Annotated in this window: 20 protein-coding genes; 12 read left to right on the forward strand and 8 right to left on the reverse strand. The window is 64.4% G+C overall.

Translation table 11 applies throughout. The features are described 5' to 3' along the window. Positions 1-193: 193 nt before the first annotated feature. Complete coding sequence (locus ACEN9T_RS23495) at positions 194-889, forward strand: glutathione peroxidase (protein WP_092973576.1); 696 nt, start codon at positions 194-196, stop codon at positions 887-889. Here ACEN9T_RS23495 and ACEN9T_RS23500 read toward each other — a convergent pair whose 3' ends face one another. The 5 genes from ACEN9T_RS23500 to ACEN9T_RS23520 all read right to left on the reverse strand — a co-directional run bounded on the left by ACEN9T_RS23500 (position 890) and on the right by ACEN9T_RS23520 (position 6,151). Beyond that, positions 890-2,074, reverse strand: a complete 1,185-nt coding sequence (locus tag ACEN9T_RS23500; RefSeq protein ID WP_413707194.1) for a patatin-like phospholipase family protein — start codon at positions 2,072-2,074, stop codon at positions 890-892. It lies immediately after the preceding gene. Between the two features lie 3 nt (positions 2,075-2,077). Next, positions 2,078-2,962: a PhaM family polyhydroxyalkanoate granule multifunctional regulatory protein gene (locus tag ACEN9T_RS23505; RefSeq protein WP_413707195.1), complete on the reverse strand. Its 885-nt coding sequence runs from the start codon at positions 2,960-2,962 to the stop codon at positions 2,078-2,080. A gap of 49 nt (positions 2,963-3,011) precedes the next feature. Next, complete coding sequence (locus ACEN9T_RS23510; protein ID WP_092973582.1) at positions 3,012-3,830, reverse strand: enoyl-CoA hydratase/isomerase family protein; 819 nt, start codon at positions 3,828-3,830, stop codon at positions 3,012-3,014. A gap of 68 nt (positions 3,831-3,898) precedes the next feature. After that, the gene (locus tag ACEN9T_RS23515; RefSeq protein ID WP_413707196.1) at positions 3,899-5,062 is read right to left on the reverse strand and encodes an ABC transporter substrate-binding protein; all 1,164 of its coding nucleotides are present in this window, start codon (positions 5,060-5,062) and stop codon (positions 3,899-3,901) included. 84 nt (positions 5,063-5,146) lie between these two features. Then, positions 5,147-6,151 (reverse strand): LLM class flavin-dependent oxidoreductase, encoded by a 1,005-nt coding sequence (locus ACEN9T_RS23520; protein ID WP_413707197.1) that lies wholly within the window; start codon positions 6,149-6,151, stop codon positions 5,147-5,149. A gap of 103 nt (positions 6,152-6,254) precedes the next feature. On the opposite strand from ACEN9T_RS23520, the gene ACEN9T_RS23525 reads away from it, so the two are divergent. Further along, a complete protein-coding gene (locus ACEN9T_RS23525; RefSeq protein ID WP_413707198.1) occupies positions 6,255-7,163 on the forward strand; it encodes an IclR family transcriptional regulator in 909 nt (302 codons plus the stop codon). A gap of 3 nt (positions 7,164-7,166) precedes the next feature. Here the strand turns inward: ACEN9T_RS23525 and ACEN9T_RS23530 are convergent, their stop codons facing one another. Then, positions 7,167-8,159 (reverse strand): fumarylacetoacetate hydrolase family protein, encoded by a 993-nt coding sequence (locus ACEN9T_RS23530; RefSeq protein ID WP_092973590.1) that lies wholly within the window; start codon positions 8,157-8,159, stop codon positions 7,167-7,169. An 82-nt stretch (positions 8,160-8,241) separates the two neighbouring features. Here ACEN9T_RS23530 and ACEN9T_RS23535 point away from each other — a divergent pair, with 82 nt between their 5' ends. The 4 genes from ACEN9T_RS23535 to ACEN9T_RS23550 all read left to right on the forward strand — a co-directional run bounded on the left by ACEN9T_RS23535 (position 8,242) and on the right by ACEN9T_RS23550 (position 11,633). After that, complete coding sequence (locus ACEN9T_RS23535) at positions 8,242-9,114, forward strand: IclR family transcriptional regulator (protein ID WP_092973592.1); 873 nt, start codon at positions 8,242-8,244, stop codon at positions 9,112-9,114. Next, entirely contained in the window at positions 9,080-10,216 is a 1,137-nt protein-coding gene (locus tag ACEN9T_RS23540) for a DUF3108 domain-containing protein (RefSeq protein WP_092973594.1), read from the forward strand. Before ACEN9T_RS23535 ends, ACEN9T_RS23540 begins: the two co-directional genes overlap by 35 nt. Position 10,217: 1 nt before the next feature. Further along, positions 10,218-11,057 (forward strand): 3-oxoadipate enol-lactonase, encoded by an 840-nt coding sequence (gene pcaD, locus ACEN9T_RS23545; protein ID WP_413707199.1) that lies wholly within the window; start codon positions 10,218-10,220, stop codon positions 11,055-11,057. Positions 11,058-11,375: 318 nt separating this feature from the next. Further along, entirely contained in the window at positions 11,376-11,633 is a 258-nt protein-coding gene (locus ACEN9T_RS23550; protein WP_012760982.1) for a DUF3567 domain-containing protein, read from the forward strand. A 105-nt stretch (positions 11,634-11,738) separates the two neighbouring features. On the opposite strand, the gene ACEN9T_RS23555 is transcribed toward ACEN9T_RS23550, so the two are convergent. Continuing rightward, positions 11,739-12,131, reverse strand: coding sequence for a rhodanese-like domain-containing protein (locus ACEN9T_RS23555; protein ID WP_092973787.1), 393 nt, complete (start codon positions 12,129-12,131; stop codon positions 11,739-11,741). Positions 12,132-12,283: 152 nt separating this feature from the next. On the opposite strand from ACEN9T_RS23555, the gene ACEN9T_RS23560 reads away from it, so the two are divergent. From ACEN9T_RS23560 to ACEN9T_RS23585, 6 genes are all read left to right on the forward strand, one after another. Beyond that, positions 12,284-13,324 (forward strand): homocysteine S-methyltransferase family protein, encoded by a 1,041-nt coding sequence (locus ACEN9T_RS23560; protein WP_413707200.1) that lies wholly within the window; start codon positions 12,284-12,286, stop codon positions 13,322-13,324. A gap of 50 nt (positions 13,325-13,374) precedes the next feature. Beyond that, positions 13,375-16,092: a methionine synthase gene (gene metH, locus ACEN9T_RS23565; RefSeq protein WP_413707201.1), complete on the forward strand. Its 2,718-nt coding sequence runs from the start codon at positions 13,375-13,377 to the stop codon at positions 16,090-16,092. Between the two features lie 241 nt (positions 16,093-16,333). Then, positions 16,334-16,759 (forward strand): hypothetical protein, encoded by a 426-nt coding sequence (locus ACEN9T_RS23570; RefSeq protein ID WP_413707202.1) that lies wholly within the window; start codon positions 16,334-16,336, stop codon positions 16,757-16,759. 310 nt (positions 16,760-17,069) lie between these two features. Then, a complete protein-coding gene (locus tag ACEN9T_RS23575) occupies positions 17,070-17,702 on the forward strand; it encodes a response regulator transcription factor (protein WP_009277190.1) in 633 nt (210 codons plus the stop codon). A 102-nt stretch (positions 17,703-17,804) separates the two neighbouring features. Then, positions 17,805-18,245 carry a response regulator gene (locus tag ACEN9T_RS23580; protein WP_092973603.1) on the forward strand — a complete coding sequence of 147 codons (441 nt, stop codon included), beginning with the start codon at positions 17,805-17,807 and terminating at the stop codon, positions 18,243-18,245. A 72-nt stretch (positions 18,246-18,317) separates the two neighbouring features. After that, positions 18,318-18,458 (forward strand): entericidin A/B family lipoprotein, encoded by a 141-nt coding sequence (locus tag ACEN9T_RS23585; RefSeq protein ID WP_092973605.1) that lies wholly within the window; start codon positions 18,318-18,320, stop codon positions 18,456-18,458. An 84-nt stretch (positions 18,459-18,542) separates the two neighbouring features. Here ACEN9T_RS23585 and ACEN9T_RS23590 read toward each other — a convergent pair whose 3' ends face one another. Continuing rightward, positions 18,543-19,985 (reverse strand): CHASE3 domain-containing protein, encoded by a 1,443-nt coding sequence (locus ACEN9T_RS23590; RefSeq protein WP_252691917.1) that lies wholly within the window; start codon positions 19,983-19,985, stop codon positions 18,543-18,545. Positions 19,986-20,168: the final 183 nt, after the last annotated feature.

The following is a 20,168-nucleotide window of genomic DNA, read 5'->3' on the forward strand; positions in this document are numbered from 1 at the left end:
CCGGCCGTCGTCTCTTGTGTCGGACCGGGCACCGCCCGGCAAGGTTTCCAGTATAGGAAGCGCTGCAATTCGTGCGGCGAATGGCGCGCCACGCATACCGCACATTTCCCCTGGGGCGACTCCGGGGCGTTATACCCTAGACTGAAGACAAGTTCCGGCTCGCCAGCTGAGCGTCCGCTTTTGGAGATTCGCCATGTTGTTTTCTGCCACCGTTTCCACGCGTCGCCCACGCCTGCAATTGCACGCGTCGGGGGTGCTGCGTCGACATCATCTGTTGATGATCGCCATTGCGATTGCCATTGCCGTGATCGCCTTGCTGCTGCCGCGCACGGGGCATGCTGCCGCTTCGGGCGCCGCACCTCTCGTGCCAGGACCGGCTGCCGCAAGCGCCTGCCCGGCCAGCCTGAACTTTCGCGTCAAGCGCCTGCAGGACGATGCGCCGCAAGACCTCTGCCAATACGCCGGCCGCGTCGTGCTGGTGGTCAACACCGCCAGCTATTGCGGCTACACCCACCAGTACGAAGGGCTCGAAGCGCTCTACGCGAAGTACCGCGACAAGGGCCTGACGGTGCTGGGTTTTCCGTCCAACGATTTCCAGCAAGAGCCCGGCAATAGCAAGCAAATCGCCGACTTTTGCTACAACACGTATGGCGTGAAATTTCCGATGTTCTCGAAGACGGCGGTGATTGGCGCGGATGCGTCGCCGCTGTACTCGTGGCTCGCAACGCAGACGGGCCAGCCGCCCAAATGGAACTTCCACAAATACCTGCTGGACCGCACCGGCCGCGTGGCGGCGGTGTTCCCGAGCAGCGTCGAGCCGAGCGACCCCGCGCTCATCAAACGCATCGATGCGCTGTTGGCTGAACCCTCGACACGCTCATCGCGCTGATCAGGCCGCGCGCATTGTGTCCGGAATCGCGCCGTACAGGAACGCCGCCAACTCGTCGCGGCGGGCCCGCACATCGCGCTCGCCCAGGTCGATCAGTTCCTGCGTGAACTCGGGTTCGAAGAGCAGATAGCTGGCGAATGCCGCACCGCGCGCCTCGGTGCCGCCCAACGGCTTGAGGAGCGCACGCACCGTGCCCGGCAGGCGCTGCACGTGGCGCGAGGCAATCAGCTCGATGCGCTCGGACGGCGCCATCACCAGCACTTCGATCTTGCGCCAGCCGTCGCGCGCGTCGGCAATCTCGGGGTTGCGGGCCACCACTGCGTTGACGTGCTGCAGCCGTTCGATATCGGCCGAGAGCCCGTCGAGAAAGATGCTCGCCAGCGCCTGCCCCGCGATCTGCGCGAGCGACGGATAGCCGGACGCCGGCACCGTGTCGTACCAGCCCGGCTGCGAGCGAGACGCGGCGCCCACCACCAGAATGCGATTCGCGCCCAGATGAATAGCCGGGCTCAACGGCGACATCTGGCGCATCGTGCCGTCACCGAACCATTCGTCGTTACCTTCGAGCGGCACTGGCTCGGCCGGAAAGATGAACGGGATGCTCGACGACGCGAGCATGTGCGACACGCCAATCTGGTCTGATACCGCAATCCGCTGCGAACGCCGCCACGGCAGCACCACGTGCGGCGATTGATAGAACGTGACGTGACGCCCTGTGGTGTAAGACAGCGCGGTGATGGCCAGCGCGCGCAGCGCTCCAGCCTCGAATGCGGCTTGCACCTGCTGCCCGTCGTGTTGCGACTCGAGCAGTTCACGCAGCGGCGTATTGTCGAACAGCGCGCGCGGCGTGCGGCCGGTCATCCAGCCGAACGCCAGTGCGGTCAGCCACCGCGCACCGCTCGAGCCCACGCGGCCGACGTCCGTGCGATAGACACGATCGGCGTGCAGACTGCCCCAGAGCTGGGTGAGCGCCTCGGTGGCGAGCGTGAAATCCTGCGCACCGCGTGCGAGGCCCAAACTGTTGATGGCCCCCGCCGACGTACCGCAAATGACGTCGAACGGCGTGCGTGCCACGCCCGGCGCATACTCCCGCGCCAACCCCGCGATGCCGCGCAGCACACCAACCTGATAGGCGGCCCGCGCGCCGCCGCCCATCATCAAGAGTGCAGTGCAATCTGGCGACATCGATCAGGGCGTGTCGTTGGTCGGCTTGCGCGGCGCTGGTTTCGCCGGCGCTTTCTTGGCAGCCGCCTTCTTGGTGGCTGGCTTGCCCGAGTTGCCGCCAGGCGTCTTGGCGGCCGGCTTCTGCGCTGGCTTGGAGGCGGCGCGCTTGGGCTTGGGCGGCGCCGTCTTGTCTTCGATGTCTTCCGGCGCCGCATCCAACCCTTCTGCGCCCGGAGCCCCCGCAAACCCGGGGAAGCCTCCGGGGAAGCCCGGCATCAAGTTCTGCGGCATCGGCATGGCGGCGGCAGCCGAACTGGCGATCTGGTTGAACTGCTGCTGCAGCATGTTCCACCACGGCGAGGGATCCAGCGCAGCCGCGGCGGCACGTGCAGCAGCTTGCGTCTGCGCAGCGGCTTGGGCCTGGGCATTTTCGGCGCGGGCTTCGGCTTGGTCGTCGTCCGTGTCTTCTTCTGCCTCGGCCTCGTCTTCGGTCGGCGGCTCATCTTCGGCCGGCTTGGCTGTGGCAGCGGTGTGCGGCCAGGCGGGCTTGGACGCTTCATCGGGGGACGACGAAGAGGAGGACGCATCCGGCGTCAGGCTGTCGAACGCGGACTTCATGGCGTCGGGCGACAGCGCGGAGCCGAAGGTCTGCAAGGCCACCAGCGTGGCGCGCTGCACCTCCAGGCCCTGGATTGCCGTGCGCAGCAGGCTGGCGTTCAGTTGCAGCCAGCTCTCAACAGCGCGCAGGTCATGGATGCGCTTGTCGATTTCCTCGAGATCCATCGGCGGCGCGGCAAAGCTGGCCATGTTGGGCATGCCGCCAGCGGCCATCCCGGCAAAGCCGCCGCCCCACAGCTTGCGCAGAAATTCGAAACCGCCTTCGGCGAAATTGGGCATCTGGGTGAACATGGTGTCTCCTACAAATCGGTCGGGGTCGGGCATGCAGGCGTATTTCCTATCAGGCGCCATCAAACGTGGGCGGACGCTTCTGGCGCAGGCTCGCAATACCCTCGCGCACGTCGGGGCCCGCAAAACCCATGAATTCAAGCGCCAGCGATGTATCAAAACTCGGGCCCGCCATGCGCAACCAGTTGTTCAGCGCGTACTTGGTCCAGCGGATGGCCGTCTGCGAACCCGCCGCCAAGCGCTCGGCGACTTCGAATGCGCGGTTGACGAGTTCCGATTCGGGCACGGCCAGCGAAACCAGCCCAATGTGCTCTGCCTCCTCGCCGGTCATGGACTCGCACAGCAGCAGGTAATACTTGGCCTTGGCCATGCCGCACAGCAACGGCCAGACAATCGCTGCATGGTCGCCCGCCGCCACGCCCAGGCGCGTGTGGCCATCGACGATGCGGGCATCCTTGGCAGCGATGGAAATATCGGCCAGCAATCCGGCGACCAGCCCTGCCCCCACGGCCGGGCCGTGCATGGCGCTGACAATGGGCTTGTCGCAGTTGATGACGTTGTAGACGAGGTCGCGTGCCTCGTGCCAGACGCGGGTGCGCACGTCGAAGTCTTCGGCCATCTGCTCGACGAGGTGCAGATCGCCGCCGGCTGAGAAGCCCTTGCCCTCACCGCGGATGAGTGCGACGCGCACCGAGGGCTCGGCGGATACATCGCGCCAGATCTCCGCCAGCTCGCGGTGCAGCCCAGCATCGGCAGTGGACAGCTTGCGGTTGGCCGACTGCGCTGCGCCCATCACGATTTCGAGGATGGGGCCGTGCTGGACGAGCGTCAGCGCCTGATAGCGGGCGAAGCGGGGAGCGAGCGAAGTCATGGCGTCTGAGGTAATGGATCAAGCATAGCGGATGCGATCGCGCGTGCAACGCGGGATGTGCGTCATCGTCACTTTGCGGTATCGGCCAAATGCCATTGGCCGCGGCGGATCTGCGCCATCACGCGGGCGCGCTGGTCCAGGCCCACGTGGTCTTGCGGGCTCATGTTGACCACGCCAGTGCTGGTGGGCAGATCGCGCACCTGCTCCAGTGCGTCGCGCAGCGCCTCGCGAAAGGCCGGCGTGCCCGGCTTGGCCCGCTTGAGCGCCACCGGCACCGCACGTTGCAATAGCAAGCCGATGTCGCCCGTGTAGGCGGCGAAGATCGACACGCTTCCCTTGCCGAAGGCCGCCTCGTAGCGGCGCGCAAAATCCAGTGCCTGCATCTTGGCGGGGTGGGCGTCGGGCAATTCGGCGGCGACCATCACGGGGCCGGTCGGCACGTAGGCGCCTTCGCAGTCCTTGCCGCACAGCCTGACGAAGTCGTTGTTGGAAACGCCGTGGTTGAAGTAGATCTTGCCGGTGTAGCCGCGCTCGGCCAGCGCGCGGGCCGGCAGCGCGGCGGGCGTTCCGGAGCCGCCAATCACCACGGCGTCCGGCTTGTTGGCCAGCAGATGGAGCACTTGCGCCGTCACGCTGTTGTCGGTAGGCGAAAAACGCTCGGTATCGGTAATGCGGATGTGCTTGAGATCGGCAAAGCGCTGGACCTCCGCGAGAAAGGCTTCGCCCAGTGCGTTGGCAAAACCGATGTAGGCGATGGTCTTCACACCGTGCGCTGCGGCGTGCTCGGCAATCAGCGACGCCATGTGCGAGTCCGAATGCGGCGTCTTGAAGATCCAGCGCCGCTTGGCATCCATCGGCTCGATCAACCGGGCGGATGAGGCCAGCGAGATCACGGGCGTCTTGCCTTCGGCCGCCGCGTCGATCATCGCCAGCGTATTCGGCGTCGTGGACGAGCCGACGATCACGTCCACGTTGGACTCGCTCATCAGCTTGCGCGTGTTGGTGACAGCGCGCGTGGTGTCCGACGCATCGTCAAACACGATCACGTCGACCTTCTCACCGCCGATCTCGCGCGGCCACAGCGTGGTGGCGTTCTTCTCGGGCTGCCCCAGCGACGCCTGCGGCCCGGTGGCCGACACCGTGACCCCGATGCGGATGTCCGCCAGCGCGGCAGAAGACAACAAAGCCAAACCAGCCAGTACGCCTGCGTGCCGCCACTTCGGTCGCTGCATTGCGGGTCTCCTCCCGTGGTTTGGCAAAGAGCGTAGCGGTTTTGCGTCGGTTTGGCGATGCGGAGTCGCCCAGGCTAGACAGGCTCAGGCAGCGAGCGCAGTGATGCCAGCACGCGGCAATGCATCCTCCACCAACGCGCGCATCGATTCGAGCACGGCCGATTGCGGCATCAACCCGAAGTTGTGTAGCGCCATCACGTGATCGACGCCCATGTCAGACAGCCGCGCGAGCTTCTCGGCCACCGCGTCGGGCGTGCCGAACAACGACAGGCCGCTGGCGAGCACATCGTCGTAGGTTTGGCGGCGCGCGTAGAGGCGCGTGGCGACATACAGGTCGAACGCGTCGGCGGCCGTCGCACGCACGGCGGCTTCGGTGGGGCCTACGTGCGTGTGCAGCGCGACGGCCGCCATGCCGCGCGTGTCGGCAATGCCTGCTTCGGCCAGGCCGCGCCGGTAATCGTCCATCAAGGTGCGGATGTCATCGAAACTTTCGACCGAGGCATACGGCACGAACAGCATGCGCCGCCCCTGCCGCCCAATGTGATACGCCGCTTCGCGCCGCAGGATCGCCACGTGGATCGGCACGCGGGCCTGCACCGGCAGAACGTTGAGGCGCACGTCGCGCAGCGTGTGGAACTGGCCCGCGTGCTGCACGCGCTCGCCAGCGAGCAAGCGCTCGACGAACATCAACGCTTCATCAAAGCGCTCGCGCTTGATGGCGGGGTCGACGTCGTAGCCTTCGAACTCGTGCCTGAGGTAGCCAGAGCCCACGCCCAGCGACAGCCGCCCGCCCGAAAGCGCATCGACCATGGCGTAGTTCTCGGCCACGGTGGCGGGATGATGGAAGGTAAGGATCGAGATGGCCGTGCCCAGCCGCAGGCGTTGCGTCTGGGCGGCCAGATGCGAGAGAAAGACCGCCGGGTTGGGAACCGCGCCGTACTCGTGAAAATGATGCTCGGCCACCCAGAAGGTGTCGTAGCCGAGCGCTTCGGCATGACGCGCCTGGGCGATGACGTCTGCGTAGAGTTGCGGCAGACTGCGGGGCCGGTCGGGGTAGTGGTCCTGCACGGAAAAGATCGACAGCTTCATGGCGTCTCCAGGTTCGAGGTCTTTTCCAGCGCGCAGGGCCGCCGCGCCGGTTGTATCTTTTTACGTAACGCGTATCTTATAAAGCGACACCCGAGACTTCAAGATGCCCATCGACGCCCCCCTGCCCCCCGATACATCGCCGGACGAACCGCCCGCAGAAGACGCCGCGCCTGAACGCACCAGCGCCGGCATCCAGTCCGCCGAGATCGCGCTGACCGTGCTTTCGGCGATGGCGCATGCCGGTGGCGCACACGCCGTCTCTGAACTGGGCCGGCAGCTCGGCATGCCGCGCGCAAAGGTTCACCGCTATCTGGTGTCGCTGGAACGCATGGGTTTTGTGGAGCAGGATCCTGCCTCGGCCCGCTACCGGCTGGGCGCACAGGCATTGCAGGTCGGGCTGTCGGCGCTGTCCGACGTGGATTTCGTCCGTGAGGGCAGCAACCTGCTGCCCAAGCTGGCCGAGCGGCTGAACGAAAGCGTGTTTCTGTCGATCTGGACCGCGCGCGGCCCCGTCATCGTGCGCTGGGAAGACAGCGGCCGGCCGGTGGCAGTCAACGTGCGGGTGGGCTCGGTCATGCCGCTGCTGAACTCGGCCACGGGCCAGGCGTGCGCCGCGTGGATGCCGGAAATCCAGATCGTCTCGCTCATCGACCGCGAACTGCGCGGCCCCGGCGCAGGCAAGGCTGGCCTGACCGACTGGCTGAACTGCCGCGCGCGCTGGCAGGCGGTGCGGCAGGAAGGCGTGGCGCGCATTGGCGGCACGTTGGTGCACGGCATCGATTCGGTGGCCGTGCCGGTGCTTGATTCACAAGGCAAGCTGGCGGGGGCGATCACGGCGCTGGGCTTGTCCAGCGTGTTCGATTCCAGCCTGGAAGGGCCCGCCGCGCGGCTGCTGCGCGAGGCCGGGCGGACGCTGTCGCTGCGCCTGGGGTATCACGGGCAGGCGCTGACAGCGGGTGCCGCGGCACCAAGGCGGGGGCGCCGTCCGAAAGCGGCACCCGAATCCGCTTAAGCCTTACGCCTGCGTGCCCGGGGCAACGACTTCCTGGTCGATCGCCCCGAAAATCGACACGCCATTGGCGTCGAACATCTCGATCTTCACGGTGTCGCCATAGCGCATGTATTCGGTGACGGGTGCGCCGGATTCGAGGGTTTCCAGCATGCGTTTCTCGGCGATGCACGCGTACCCCTTGCTGCGGTCCACATTGGAAATCGTGCCTGAGCCGACGATGCTGCCCGCGCGCACGTTGCGCGTCTTGCAGATATGCGCGATCAACTGGCCGAAGTCGAACACCATGTCAGTACCGCACTCGGGCTGGCCAACCTTCTTGTTGTTCCAGCGCACCGTCATCGGCAGATGCACCTTGCGTTCGCGCCAGGCGCCGCCCAATTCATCGGGCGTGACGGCCACGGGGGAGAACGACGTAGCCGGCTTGCTCTGGAAGAAGCCGAAACCCTTGCCCAGCTCCGCCGGAATCAGGTTGCGCAGCGACACATCATTGGCCAGCATGATCAGGCGGATGCCCTCGGCAGCGGCGGCCGGCTCGGTGCCCATCGGCACGTCGCCGGTGATGACGGCCACCTCGGCCTCGAAATCGATGCCGAACGCTTCGCTGCGGCAAACGATGGGGTCATACGCGCCGGCCAAGTCATCCGAGCCGCCCTGGTACATCAGCGGGTCGGTCCAGAACTCGGGGGGCATCTCGGCACCGCGCGCCTTGCGCACCAGTTCAACGTGGTTCACATAGGCCGAGCCATCGGCCCATTGGTACGCGCGCGGCAGCGGCGCCATGCAGTTTGCGGCGTCGAACGCAAACGGGTGGCGCGCACGGCCCGCGTTGAGTTGATCGTACAGATCCTGCAACTGCGGTGCATGGAAGGCCCAGTCGTCCAGCGCGCGCTGCAGCGTACCGGCGATGTGCGTGGCGAAGTGAGCGGTCTTCAGGTCGCGCGAGACCACGGCCAGCTGACCGTCGCGCGAGCCATCCTTGAGGGTGGCGAGTTTCATGTGCGTTGTATGAAAAAAGGCTGCGCGGATGGTACACCTTGCATCGGCTAAACTGGCCCGAACCGATCCATCATCGCTCACCATGTCACCGCTGCCCGCCGACACCGATCTCGACCTGGAGTCCGATGCCGATGGCGAGCTGGATGCGCCCGCGCGCTCCGGTATCCAGTCCATCGAAGTCGGCTTCCGGCTGCTGGAAGTGCTCACGCACACCGATGGCCCAATGATGCTGCGCGATCTGGCGCGTGCCGCACCCATGAACCCCGCCAAGGCGCACCGCTATCTGGTGAGCTTTGCGCGCCTGGGGCTCGTCACGCAAACGCCCGAAGGCCGTTACGACCTGGGGCCATTCGCGCTGGAAATGGGTCTGGTGAGCCTGAACCGGCAAGACCCGATGCGCCGCGCCCGCCCCGCAGCCGCCGCATTGCGCGACGAGATCGATCACACCATCGGCCTGGCCGTGTGGGGCAACCAGGGCCCGGCCATCGTTCACTGGGAAGAAGCCAGCCATCCCGTAACAGTCAGCCTGCGCCTGGGCGACGTGATGCCGATGCTGAACTCGGCCACCGGCCGCGTGTTCGGCGCGTACTTGCCGCGCGCGCAGACGCGCTCGTTCATCCAGCGCGAACTCGACCGCATTACGGCAGCAGGGAATACCCCGAGCGCCGAGAACCCCGAACTGCCGCAAACGCTCGAAGCCTACGACGCCATCTGCGCCGACGTGCGCAAGCACGGCGCTTCGCGCATCCACGGCGGCGTATTGCCGGGCATCAACGCGATGTCGCTGCCTGTGTTCGACGCCAACGGCCAATTGTGTCTTGTGCTGATCGCGTTGGGCGCACAAAGCACCTTCGACACCACCTGGAGCAGCCCGCTGGAGCGGCGCTTGCGGCTGGCCGCACAACAGCTTTCCGCCGATCTTGGATACGTTGCACCCAACGCCCCGCAGTCCTGACGAACTGAATACCGACCGCGAGCAACCCCGCAGGCGCCGCTTCTACCGGCTTGGCCGGTTCGGGCTCGTGCTGCTGGCCGTGCTCGTGCTGCACGTGATTGCCGTCGTGTGGATCGCCCGCAGCCGTCAGGTGACGTGGCCGCCGGCGCCCGAGCAGATCATCCCCGCGCTGTTGCTGCATCCCGAGCCCGTACAGCCGCCAACGCCCCCGGCTGCGCCCAAGCCCCGCCCGGCGCCGCCCCGTCCGCGTGCTCAGACCCCACCTGCTCCCGCGCCGACACCTACGTCGCCGGCGCCTGATCTGGCAAGCATGGATCCATCCGAATTCACCAGCGCTGGCGCTCAAGCCTCGGGCGATACCGGCGTGGTCAAGGATCTGAGCGGCGAAGGCCCGAGCGGACCGCCTGCCCTGCCGGGCGACGCGTTCTCGCTGCCGCCGTCGACCACGCTGCGGTACGCCACTTACGTCAACGGCGTACGCAACGAAGATGGCGTGATCCGCTGGGCCACCGATGGCAAAACTTACACGCTTGCCGTGGAAATTCCGTTGCCGCTGTTCTTCGGCACGCTCGCCTTTCGCAGCGCGGGCACCGTCGGCGCATATGGCCTGACCCCCACACGCTACGAAGAAGTGCGCGGTCGTAGACAGCCCGACGTCACCACCTTCCATTACGCGACTGAGCAGAGGCCTGCGTCCGGCGCACAAAGCGCATCGACGGTCACCTTCTCGCGCACGCCAGCCGTGTTGCCGTTGCCCGAGGGCACGCAAGACCGCTTCAGCGTCTTCCTGCAATTGACCGGACTGGCCCGCGGCGGCCCCGCGCGCATCGCCAGCCCGGGCCTTACGCTGGAATTCCCGATCGCCGATACCGACAGCGTGGAAGTGGCCCGCGTCCAGCACGTGGGCGAGGAAACCATCGACACTCCGAACGGCACGATTCGTGCACAACACTTCATACGACTGCCGCGCCGTGCAGATGACAAACGGCGTGTAGAGATCTGGCTGTCTGCCGATCACGGTTGGCTCCCAGTACGCCTGCGCCAGACCGAGCCCAACGGCATGCAATTCGATCTGGTCTACCAGTCCCAGGAAGGAGGCTGACATGGACGCCAACGCCCTCTCCAACTCCGGCACGGTGTGCGCCAACGGCATCGATATCCACTACCGCACCGACGGCGCTGATGGCTCATGGGTCTTGCTTGCGCACGCGCTGGGCGTGGACCATCAGTTGTGGGACAGCATCGCCCAACGCTTGGCCAGCCGCCACCGCGTGCTGCGCTATGACGCACGCGGCCATGGCAAGACCAGCGCGCCGCACGGCGCCTACACGTTGTTCCAATTGGCGGATGATGCGGCCGGCCTGCTTGATGCGCTGTCGATTGAACAGGCGCATTTCGTTGGTCTGTCGATGGGCGGCATGGTGGGGCAAATTCTGGGGGTACGGCACGCGCATCGGCTGCTCTCGCTCACGCTGTGCGACACGGTGTGCTACACGCCGGTGTCAGCGCACGCCATGTGGGATGAACGCATCGGCCAAGTCGAAGCGCACGGCATGAGCGGCATTGTCGAACCCACGATACAGCGCTGGCTCACCACGCCGTTTCGTGAAGCCCATCCCGACGTGGTGGAACGCATTCGCGAGCTGCTGCGCGCCACGCCACCGCACGGCTATGTCGGTGCATGCCTGGCCATCAAGGCGCTCGACACACGCAGTTCGCTTGCGCGCATCGCTTGCCCAACGCTCGTCATGACAGGTGAACAAGACACCGGTGCGCCGGTGGAAGTAGCGCAGGCGATCGCCTCGCACATCCCCGACGCCCGTTTGAAAGTGATTCCCGACGCAGCACACCTGGCCCCTATCGAACAGGAGGAGGCCTTTCTCGCCGATCTGGATGAGTTCTTCGGGCACGCGGGATGCGGAAGCCAATGTGACACGCCATAAGGCCTGCTTGCCTTGTCGATAGTTGCAAGCGCCCCGCACACGGCCCGCCGTCTACCCGCCAAATGGCGGAAGGCCAGTTGCTTCTTTCGATGCAGGAGCGGAAAGGTCTTGTTACGCGATCACAACGCACGTCACACATTTCGCCTCGCGTTCGCGAACTTTGTGACCGATCATGAAGCCCAAGGAGCAGATGGGCAGAACGGTCAGGTGACGGGAGTTGATCGGCCCTTGAAGTCGTGTTGGTGGGCCCCATCTACCCGGTGCAGCAGTAGAGCAGTCCCCACAACAGCAAGACGATTGACGCCTCGGAGGTGCACCATGCAGATGATCTACAACAGCGACAACTACTGTGTTGTTGAGTTCGGTGTAGACGGCCAACACGCCATGCTGGCAGCGGGCGGCTACGAAATCGTGGACAAGAACCTCAAACGCGAGATCTTTCTCGGCGGCGAGCTGGCCGAGCATTTCCGCGAGGATGTGAAAAAGCTGATCGCCAGCGAGCCCACCGTTGAAGAAGTCGACGACTTTCTCGGCAAATTTGACACGGTGATGACGCAGCCGGTGACGATGCACTAACGTACCGCGCGGGCAAAGCAGCCCGCCGACGGATCAACAAAAAACGCCCGGAGCATGGCGCTGCCGGGCGTTTTTTCGATCGACTATCGCGTCGATAGCATGCTTCTAGCATTGCTCCCACGGCAGGCCGGCATGACGCCAGCCATTGAGCGTGTTGCGATGGCGCGTGCTGTCCAGGTCTCCCTCAAAGCCATGGCGCACGACGTAGATGTCACGGAAACCCGCCTCTTCCAGCGCGTGCGCCGCAGCCGCCGAGCGATTGCCGCTCCGGCAGATCAGCACAATAGGGCGCTCGATGCCATGGCCGGTCAGTTTGCGCACGGTCGGCACAAACTCGGGGTTCACCTCCCAATGCGGGCCGTCGTTCCACGAGACATGATGGGCGCCGGCCGGATGGCCCACGAACAGGTGTTCCATTTCACTGCGGCAGTCGACAAAAAGCGCGGCGGGCGTACGCTCCAGGAAGGCGTGGGCGTCTGTAGGATCGAGCAATTGCATGGCGGGCGTCAGGGCGGACAAATGGCGTGATGTGGATTATAGGAGCGCAATTGCCCACAACAGCGGCAAGTCATTGATGCGACTGGTAAAATTCACCTTTGGCCGCAAATTCTGAATATTTGACCGGCCGCAGCACCTCGGAGTCCCTCCCCATGACCGCGCCCCTGCCCTACACCCGTGCCGCCAACCTGCCCGCGCTGCTGCGCGAGCGCATCCTGATCCTGGACGGCGCGATGGGCACCATGATCCAGCGCTACAAGCTGACAGAGGCGCAATACCGCGGCGAGCGCTTTGCCGACCACCCGATCGACGTGAAGGGCAACAACGAGCTGCTGGTGCTCACGCGCCCCGACGTCATCCGTGAAATCCACGAGCAGTACCTGGCGGCCGGCGCCGACCTGATCGAAACCAATACCTTCGGTGCGACGACCATCGCGCAGGAAGACTACAAGATGGCGGAGCTGGCTTACGAGATGAACGTCGTGGCCGCGCGCCTTGCACGCGAGGCCTGCGACAAATACAGCACGCCGGACAAACCCCGCTTCGTGGCCGGTGCCTTCGGACCGACGCCCAAGACCGCCAGCATTTCGCCCGACGTGAACGACCCGGGCGCCCGCAACGTCAGCTTCGACCTGCTGCGCGACGCGTACTACGAACAGGGCAAGGCGCTGCTCGAAGGCGGTGCGGACGTGTTCCTCGTCGAGACGATTTTTGACACGCTCAACGCCAAGGCGGCGTTGTTCGCCATCGATCAGCTGTTCGAAGACACCGGCGAGTGCGTGCCCGTGATGATCTCCGGCACCGTTACCGACGCCTCCGGCCGCATTCTCTCGGGCCAAACCGTGGAGGCCTTCTGGAACAGCCTGCGCCACGCCAAGCCGATCACCTTTGGCCTGAACTGCGCGCTGGGCGCCGCGTTGATGCGTCCGTACATTGCCGAGCTGGCGAAGATTTGCGACACGGCCGTCTCGTGCTACCCGAATGCCGGCCTGCCCAACCCGATGAGCGACACCGGCTTCGATGAAACGCCTGATGTCACGTCCAGCCTGGTTGACGAGTTTGCATCGGCCGGCCTGGTGAACCTGGTGGGCGGCTGCTGCGGCACGACGCCAGAGCACATCAAGGCGATTGCCGACCGCGTGGCGAACCGCAAGCCGCGCGCATGGCCGGGCCAGTACAAAGAAGCCGCTTGAGCTCAGGCCCCACACCCGTACACCGCCGTCCCCATTCGCATCAAACGATCATGATCGACCATCCCATGCGCCTCTCCGGCCTCGAACCGTTCAACATCGGCGAGGACACGCTGTTCGTCAACGTCGGCGAGCGCACCAACGTCACCGGGTCCAAGGCGTTCGCGCGCATGATCCTGAACAGCCAGTTCGACGAGGCGCTGGCCGTGGCACGCCAGCAGGTCGAAAACGGCGCGCAAGTCATCGACATCAACATGGACGAGGCGATGCTCGACTCCAAGGCGGCGATGGTTCGCTTCCTGAATCTGATCGCCTCGGAACCCGACATCGCACGCGTGCCGATCATGATCGACTCGTCCAAGTGGGAGGTGATCGAGGCCGGTCTGAAGTGCGTGCAGGGCAAGGCGATCGTCAACTCGATCTCGCTCAAGGAAGGCGAAGAACAGTTCGCGCACCATGCCAAGCTGATCAAGCGCTACGGCGCGGCCGCTGTGGTCATGGCTTTCGACGAACAAGGCCAGGCAGACACGTTCGAGCGCAAAACCCAGATCTGCAAGCGCAGCTACGACTTCCTGGTGAACCAGGTCGGCTTTGCCCCGGAAGACATCATTTTCGATCCGAACATCTTCGCGGTCGCTACCGGCATCGAAGAGCACAACAACTATGCCGTCGACTTCATCGAAGCGACGCGCTGGATCAAGCAGAACCTGCCGTACGCGAAGGTGAGCGGCGGCGTGTCGAACGTATCGTTCTCGTTCCGCGGCAATGACGTGGTGCGCGAAGCGATCCACACCGTGTTCCTGTACTACGCGATTCAGGCGGGCATGGACATGGGCATCGTCAACGCCGGCCAGTTGGGTGTGTACGAGAACCTAGACCCCGAACTGCGCGACCGCGTGGAAGACGTGGTGCTCAACCGCCGCCCAGATGCGACCGATCGCCTGCTGGAAATTGCCGACCGCTACAAGGGCGGCGGCACCAAGCGCGAAGAGAACCTCGCCTGGCGCCAGGAGCCGGTGGAAAAGCGCCTGGCCCACGCGCTCGTGCATGGCATCAACGACTACGTGGTCGAAGACACAGAAGAAGTTCGCCAGAAAATTTTTGCAGCCGGCGGCCGCCCGATTCAGGTCATCGAAGGCCCATTGATGGACGGCATGAACATCGTCGGCGACCTGTTCGGCGCCGGGAAGATGTTCCTGCCGCAGGTGGTGAAATCCGCCCGCGTGATGAAGCAGGCGGTGGCGCACCTGATTCCGTTCATCGAAGAAGAGAAGCGCCAGATTGCAGCGGCCGGCGGCGACGTGCGCTCACGCGGCAAGATCGTTATCGCCACGGTCAAGGGCGATGTGCACGACATCGGCAAGAACATCGTCACCGTCGTGCTCCAGTGCAACAACTTTGAAGTCGTCAACATGGGCGTGATGGTGCCCTGCAACGAGATTCTGGCGAAGGCGAAGGTGGAAGGCGCGGACATCATCGGGCTGTCGGGCCTGATTACGCCGTCGCTCGAAGAGATGGCCTACGTGGCATCGGAAATGCAGCGCGACGAATACTTCCGCGTGAAGAAGATCCCGCTGCTGATCGGCGGCGCGACGACGAGCCGCGTGCACACCGCCGTGAAGATCGCCCCGAATTACGAAGGCCCGGTCGTCTATGTGCCGGACGCCTCGCGCTCGGTGAGCGTGGCCTCGAGCCTGCTGTCGGACGAAGGCGCCGCGCGCTACGTCGAAGAGCTGCATGCGGATTACGACCGCATCCGCACGCAGCACGCCAACAAGAAGGCCCAGCCGATGGTGTCGCTGGCCGCCGCGCGCGCCAACAAGACGAAGATCGACTGGTCGAACTACAAGCCGCCCAAGCCCAAGTTCATCGGCCGCCGCGTGTTCCGCAACTACGACCTGAACGAACTCGCACAGTACATCGACTGGGGCCCGTTCTTCCAGACGTGGGACCTGGCCGGCAAATTCCCGGACATCCTCAACGACGAAATCGTGGGTGAGTCAGCCCGTCGCGTGTTCTCCGATGGCAAGAGCATGCTCGCGCGGCTGATCGCCGGCCGCTGGCTCACGGCCAACGGTGTGATCGCGCTGCTGCCGGCCAACACCGTCAACGACGACGACATCGAAATCTACACCGACGAATCGCGCTCGGAAGTCGCGCTCACCTGGCGCAACATCCGCCAGCAGAGCGAGCGCCCGATCATCGACGGCGTGATGCGCCCGAACCGCTGCCTGGCCGATTTCATCGCGCCCAAGAGCACCGGCATTGCCGACTACATCGGCCTCTTTGCTGTGACGGGCGGCATCGGGGTGGAAAAGCGCGAGAAGCAGTTCGAAGCGGACAACGACGACTACAGCGCGATCATGCTCAAGGCCCTGGCCGATCGCTTTGCCGAAGCCTTTGCCGAATGCTTGCACGCCCGCGTGCGTCGCGACCTGTGGGGTTACGCGGCGGATGAAACGCTCGACAACGATGCGCTCATCCGCGAGGAATACAAGGGCATCCGCCCCGCGCCCGGCTACCCGGCCTGCCCGGAACACACCGTCAAGCGTGACATGTTCCGCGTGCTGGACGCGCAGGAGATCGGCATGAACCTCACCGAAGCGCTGGCGATGACCCCCGCTGCATCGGTATCCGGCTTCTACCTATCGCACCCGGACAGCACGTACTTCACGCTGGGCAAGATCGGCCAGGATCAGGTGGACGACATGATCGCCCGCAGCGGTGAAGATCGCGCGTTTGTGGAGCGCGCCCTCGCGCCCAATCTCTGATTCTGTGACAAGACGTTTAAGACATGGCGTGATCCACACTGTGTCTTACGTCCACAAACCCTTACCGGCATTGGCTTTGCTAGGGTTTCAAGAGGGGCGATCCTTACATTACAAAGGCTTACACCCCCTAACAGTCGTAACCGGAAGAGCTCCATAGACTGAACCCATTCACTCAACACACACAGAGTGATGCCGCGACGAATCCTTCGCGTGGCCGTTCAGAACGAAAGGAGTCTCTTCCATGAACAAGCTGCTGATCTCCCTGTCCGCCATCGCCATCGCTGCTGCTTCGGCTTACGCCAACGCGCAAACCCCGTCGGCCGGCGCATCGCTGCAAACCAATGGCACGGCTGCCGTGGCTCCGGCGCAAGGCAATACTGGTGCAGGCCTGAAGGCCGATGTGAAGTCGGACGGCGGCGCCAAGCTGGACACCGAGTCCGCCAAGAGCCAACTGAACACCAAGGCCGAGCACGGCGCCAAGGCCGCGCACGAGCACAAGGCCAAGGCAGAAGCCGGCGTCGACAAGACCGCCGATAAGGTCGGCAAGTCGGTCAGCAAGACGGAAAAGTCGGCGGAGAAGTCGGGCAAGGCTGCCAAGGCTGATACCGGCGCGGGTCTGAGCGCCGACGCTGGCGCAAACGCCGCCGCGACCACCCAGACGAAGTAACACGTCGCTAGACGAGACTGCCGGCCTTCTCCGGCAATCGTGGCTACCCACCGGGGCGGAACTCTTCCGCCCCGTTTTCTTTGGCCGCACGCGCTCAGGCACATGGATTGCTCATTGGCAGGCATCCACATGTTGCGACTCATGCACATTCCCGAGGTCTTTTATGGAAACGCAGACAACTCCCTCTGAGCGCGCCAGCACGAGGAGCCCCGTTTCGGCGCAACAGTCCGATACAATTGCTGTCGTATCGAACCAACAAGCGCAGCGCGCGGAGCCGGGCAGCCCGCCCAGCGCGCTCATAAGGAGCAGCATGATTCGCGTCCTGATTGCGGACGACCACGAGATCGTCCGTGCCGGCCTTCGACAGTTCCTGTCGGAAGAGCGGGACATCGAAGTCGCGGGGGAAGCGGCCAGCGGGGAAGAGGTGATGGAGCAACTCCGCACCGGCGCCTTTGACGTCGTGGTGCTCGACATTTCCATGCCCGATCGCAACGGCATCGACACCCTCAAGCTCGCTCGCCAGCGCCATCCCGATCTGCCGGTGCTAATCCTGTCGACCTTCCCGGAAGACCAGTACGCCATCAATCTGATTCGCGCGGGCGCATCGGGCTATCTGACCAAGGAAAGCGCGCCAGATGAGCTGGTGAAGGCCATTCGCACTGTGTCGCAAGGTCGTCGCTATGTGAGCCCCACCGTGGCGGAGTTGCTGATTGGTGGCCTGGAAAAGCCAACCGACCAACCTCTGCACCAGACACTTTCCAAGCGCGAATTCCAGATCTTCTGCAAGTTGGCGCGTGGGCAATCGGTGTCGATCATCGCGGAAGAGCTGTTCCTGAGCGTCAAGACGGTGAGCACCTACCGCACGCGGATTCTGGAAAAGATGGGCATGAAATCCAATGCCGATCTGACGTATTACGCCATCAAAAACGGCTTGGTCGAGTAGCACCCGGTTGGGCGCCAAACCGCCTCGGCGCGCCGCAAACCCAACTGGCATGTAGGACAACGCCTGATACCACCTCGGCAACCCGCTGGCTAACATCAACCCATGCTGGATCAAGCCGTCACCCTCTCCACCCGTGGCCTGCGCGTCCTCCTGATTGAGGACTCCCCCGTGCTTCGCGGCATGGTGCTGGAATACCTCAAGGCTTCCGCCTTCGTGGCGACGGTCGAATGGGCAGACACCGAAGACTTGGCGCTGGGCCTTCTCGGACAGGGCCACTACGACGTCGTGATCGTCGACCTGCAATTGCGGCAGGGCAATGGCTTCAAGGTCCTTCAAACGTTGCGCGATCAAGCGTCGCCCAGCGTACGCATCGTCTATACCAACCACGCGCAGGTGCCGACCTACCGGCAGCGCTGCTTTGAGGCAGGCGCAAACTATTTCTTCGACAAATCGCTCGAGCTGGACAAGGTGTTCGAGGTGATCGAAGAGCGCGCTGGCGTCGGCCGCCCCCGCCAGCAAGCCGCCCAGCATTTCCATCCCTGAGATTCTTCGCGCCCGCCGCGTCTGCCGTCGTGGCGCGCGCCCAACGCCATTTCTCACCCCAAGGAGCGTTCGATGAAGACCTTGTGTGCCGCGTTTGCAGTCACGTGTATGTTCCTGGCCGGCTGCAACACCATGGCTGGTGCCGGCAAGGACATCCAGACCGGTGGTCAGAAGCTGGAGAACTCGGCCGACAACGCTAAGCAGAAGATGTAACGCCAGCGCCAGCTACGCCGGCATCAAAAACAGAAAGCCCCGCGATGGGGCTTTTTGTTTGGGCGTTGGCATCACCCGGGCGGCTTACACCGTCGCGCCTCCGTGGCCCGGCGCGGGCGCAATACCGCCAGTCAGCGCCTGCATGCCCGACGGTTCGTTGGCCGCACCTCGGTCGAACACGGCATCGCTGGGAGGCAGCTCGACGATGATCGTCACTCCGCCGCCAGGCATTGAATCGATGACGAGGGTGCCGCCCAGCGCAATGGCGCGCTGCTCCATCCCCAGCAGGCCGTGATGGCCGACCATGCGGCGCCGCTCGATATCGGCCGGGAAGCCGCGGCCGTTGTCGCGCACGCGCAAACGCACGCCCTCGTCATCCACATCGAGCGCCACCGACACCGTGGTCGCATGCGCGTATTTCGATGCGTTGGTCAGCGACTCCTGCACGATGCGGTACAACGCGATGGCCGCATCGTCAGTCAGCTTGGGCATGTCGTCGGGCAGGCTCACTTCCGTATGCCAGCCGTTGCGCGTGCCGACGTCCTCCGTCAATTGCGAGAGCGCCTCCACCAAACCCAGGTTAAGCAGGATCGTCGGGCGCAGGTCTTCGATCAGGCGGCGCTTGATCTGGATGCCCTGATCCACGTGCGCCATCACGCGCGTGATCTTTTCGCTTACCGCGGGCTCGCTGGCGTGAATGCGTGAGCGCAGCCAATGCAGATCCATCTTGGTGGCGGTAAGGATGGCGCCCAACTCGTCATGCAGCTCGCGCGCAAGGCGCGTCTTCTCGTCTTCAGTCACGCGCTGCAAGTGGGCGGCCAAGTCGGACAACTGCCGCGTGCGCTCGCGCACCATGCGGTCGAGTTTCTGGCTTTCCTCTTCGGCCATGTCGCGCTCGCGCTCGGTCAGGGCGAGGCGCTTGGCGTGCTGCATGCCCAGCACAACCAGCAGGATGATGTTGACCGCAGTGATCAGCGCAATGCCGTAGCGCGACAGCGCCAGATCGCGCTCGGCGTGTTCAAGGCTGCGGGCCACGGTGGCAATCTCACGCTGACGCAGGCGATCCAGACCCTGCCGCACCGCTTCCATCGATGCCTTGCCGAAATCGGTGCGCACAAGATCGAGCGCCACTTCCAGGTCGCGCTTGCCGTAGATGAGCGTGAGTTCCATCTCGGTGAGCTTGCGGCTGACCTGGAGCGCCGTCTCAGAGAACAGCTTGAGCGCGTCCGGATCGTTGGCGTAGTGATCGCGAATTTCTGCCATCAACGCATGGATATGCGGAATGGCCTTGTTGTACGGATCGAGATATTCGTCCTTGCCCGTGAGCAAAAAACCGCGCTGCCCGGCCTCGGCGTTCACCAGCTCGGCAAGCAGTTCGTTGATGGCGGTTTCAGCCTGCTGCGACTGAATCACCTGCCGATAGCCCTGGCTCAGGCGGATGTTGCCCGTCTCCGAGGCAATCAGCACCCCGAGCGTCAGCAGAATGCCGCCGGCGAGCAGCAGAGTGGAGCGCAAGGATGACCGCATGGCATGCAGACCCATAGGAAACGCGTCAAACCGCCCGACGCGGCGCGCGTTGCGTTTGTGTTTTTTTGGCAATTCGGATGATACCGCGTGGGCGCGCCGCGCGACACTTGGGGCGCACCCCGGTCAGGCACGCGATGTGCGTGGGAGTACGCCACAGGGCGCGGGCCTCACGCAATTCACCGC

The organism is Ralstonia sp. Ralssp110, assembly GCF_047325135.1.
In the GTDB taxonomy this organism is placed as follows: Bacteria; Pseudomonadota; Gammaproteobacteria; order Burkholderiales; family Burkholderiaceae; genus Ralstonia; species Ralstonia mojiangensis.